3 protein-coding genes and 1 pseudogene are annotated in these 2544 nt (G+C 47.1%); all 4 read left to right on the top strand.

Annotated features, from left to right (window positions below):
- Nucleotides 1-111: 111 nt before the first annotated feature.
- Entirely contained in the window at nt 112-750 is a 639-nt protein-coding gene (locus tag ACEW9I_RS02135; protein WP_373538729.1) for an SDR family NAD(P)-dependent oxidoreductase, read from the top strand.
- Between the two features lie 76 nt (nt 751-826).
- A complete protein-coding gene (locus ACEW9I_RS02130) occupies nt 827-1510 on the top strand; it encodes a BON domain-containing protein (RefSeq protein ID WP_373538728.1) in 684 nt (227 codons plus the stop codon).
- A 38-nt stretch (nt 1511-1548) separates the two neighbouring features.
- Nucleotides 1549-2232 carry a BON domain-containing protein gene (locus ACEW9I_RS02125; protein WP_373538727.1) on the top strand — a complete coding sequence of 228 codons (684 nt, stop codon included), beginning with the start codon at nt 1549-1551 and terminating at the stop codon, nt 2230-2232.
- A 5-nt stretch (nt 2233-2237) separates the two neighbouring features.
- Nucleotides 2238-2544 (top strand): annotated as a pseudogene (locus ACEW9I_RS02120) (tryptophan-rich sensory protein); the annotation flags it as partial.

Raw genomic sequence — 2544 nt, 5'->3', positions numbered from 1 at the left:
CCAAAATCGCTCGATTGAGATATTCGAGCAGGGCGATAAAACTCAGCTTCATTGGCTCCATTTGTGCTTCTCTTTTTGAAGTCCTTCTATTCTCCTGCTCCCCCTATACCGTTGTCAAAATCTGAATTTGGAATTGCTGGCATTGCTGCCGATCTGGGCACACTAGCCGGAGTTGAAGCAATGATTCAACAGGTGCCAGAAGTCGATATTTTAGTAAATAATTTGGGAATTTATAGCTCTCAAGCTTTTGCAGATATCTCTGATGAAACATGGCTGAATATTCTGGACGTGAATGTGATGAGCGGGATTCGGCTCTCGCGCCATTACTTGCCACTGATGCTGAAGCAAGATTGGGGACGGATTATTTTCATCTCTAGTGAATCTGGATTGAATATTCCCGCTGAAATGATTCACTATGGCGTGACCAAGACGGCACAATTGGCGGTGAGTCGAGGTTTGGCGGAAACAACTATGGGTAGCCAAGTTACTGTCAATGCAGTATTACCAGGGCCAACTCGTTCTGAAGGCGTAGAAGACTTTATCCAAGGATTATCGAAGGAGCAACATCTGTCCCCCGAACAAGTTGAGCGAGAGTTTTTTACTAAGATGCGCCCCTCTTCTCTAATTCAAAGATTTGCGGCAACGTCTGAAGTGGCTGCATTGGTCGCCTTTGTTGCCAGTCCTTTAGCCTCGGCAATTAACGGTGCTGCCTTACGAGTGGAGGGGGGAGTAGTGCGATCGATTATTTAAAGAATTCACTACGGTAGGCTACGCCAACGTAGGTAATCGCCGATTCAACAAATCACTTAAAACTTAGGAGAAACAAATGATTAATACCTTAGACAAAACCGATACAGAATTACAAGATGATGTCCTATCAGAACTCAGCTATGAGCCAAGTGTAAACGTCACAGACATCGGTGCGTTGGTGGAAAATGGCACGGTAACACTCAATGGCTGTGCTACCAGTTATGTCGAGAAATGGGCAGCCGTGAATGCAGTTAAACGGGTAAATGGAGTACAGGCAATTATCGACGAGATTGAAGTCAACATCCCCGATGCTTATTACCGGACAGATGAAGACATTACCCAGGCTGTCATCGATCGAATCGCATGGTCTACCATAATTCCCTCAGATGTTGTTGAAGTCATAGTTAATGACGGCTGGGTATCGCTAGCGGGGGAAGTTGAGTGGTGGTACCAACAGAATGCTGCGGTAGATCTCGTGCAACAAATAATGGGTGTCACAGGCGTATCTAACGGGATCTCTGTCCAATCTAAAGCGGTAAAAATGGCGATTGAAGAAGACATTAACTCGGCACTTAAACGCAGTGCGATCGTGGATGTAGATCGGATTCAAGTCGAGAGTGAGAATAACAAAGTGGTGCTGCGTGGTGATGTTCGCAGCTTTGCCGCACGGGATGAAGCCGAACGAATCGCTTGGTCAGAACCAGGTGTGTGGTCAGTGGACAATCATCTCGGTGTTAATTGGTCTTCGATTGTGGAATAACGATCATTAATAAATTACCTAAAACTCAGGAAAAACAAATGCTTAATGTCTTAGATAAAACCGATACCGAAATCAAAACTGATGTGCTATCGGAACTCAAATACGATCCCAGTCTCAAAGTCACAGAAATCGGCGTTTTAGTCACAGATGGCATCGTCACACTCACTGGTTATACCACCAGCTTTGACGAAAAATTAGCCGCCGTCCACGCAGTTAAACGGGTGGCTGGGGTATTAGCAATTGCCGATGATATCGAACTTCATATCCCCAATGCCAATCATCGCGACGACGGCGAAATCGCCGCCGCTGCTGCTCACAAAATTGGCTGGTCTACCACAATTCCCAAAGGAGCCATCGACATAACGGTGCGGAATGGTTGGATTATCCTAGAGGGCGAGGTGGAGTGGTGGTACCAAAAGAATGCAGCGGAAACCGTCGTGCGACATCTATCAGGCGTTCATGGGGTGTCTAATTCAATTTCGATTAAATCCACCGATAAAATCCCCGCAGTCGGCATGGATATTGAAGCGGCGATCGATCGTAATGCCATGTTAGATGCCAGCAAAATCCGTGTCGAGATTGTGGGTAGCAAAGTCATCCTCCACGGCACAGTGCGGACGCTTGCCCAGCGCGAGGAAGCCGAACGCATTGCCTGGACTGCTCAAGGTGTATGTTCGGTGGAAGATCATCTCGCCGTCAAGTGGGATACAAGTGGGGAGTAGCACTAATGAAACTAACCATTCAACGTGCAGATCCAGATCTAGTAAGACAAGTAACGATTCTCGCCGCCATTATCGGCAGCATTGTCATCAATACCATCTCTAACTTCTTTCCGCCCGATGGTGTTGATATGGCGACTCTATCAGATCGCCTGTTTCCTTCAGTCCAAATTTTGCCCGCCAACTACGCCTTTGCTATTTGGGCACCGATTTATCTGGGTCTGGTCGCCTTTGGTATTTACCAAGCCCAACCTACTCAGCGTCACAACCCCAGCTTACAGCGCGGTGGTTATCTGCTGGTGTTCGCCTGTATCG

The sequence above is a fragment of the Chamaesiphon sp. genome (assembly GCF_041738855.1).
Classification (GTDB): domain Bacteria; phylum Cyanobacteriota; class Cyanobacteriia; order Cyanobacteriales; family Chamaesiphonaceae; genus Chamaesiphon.
This window is presented reverse-complemented; position numbering and strand designations above follow the sequence as displayed.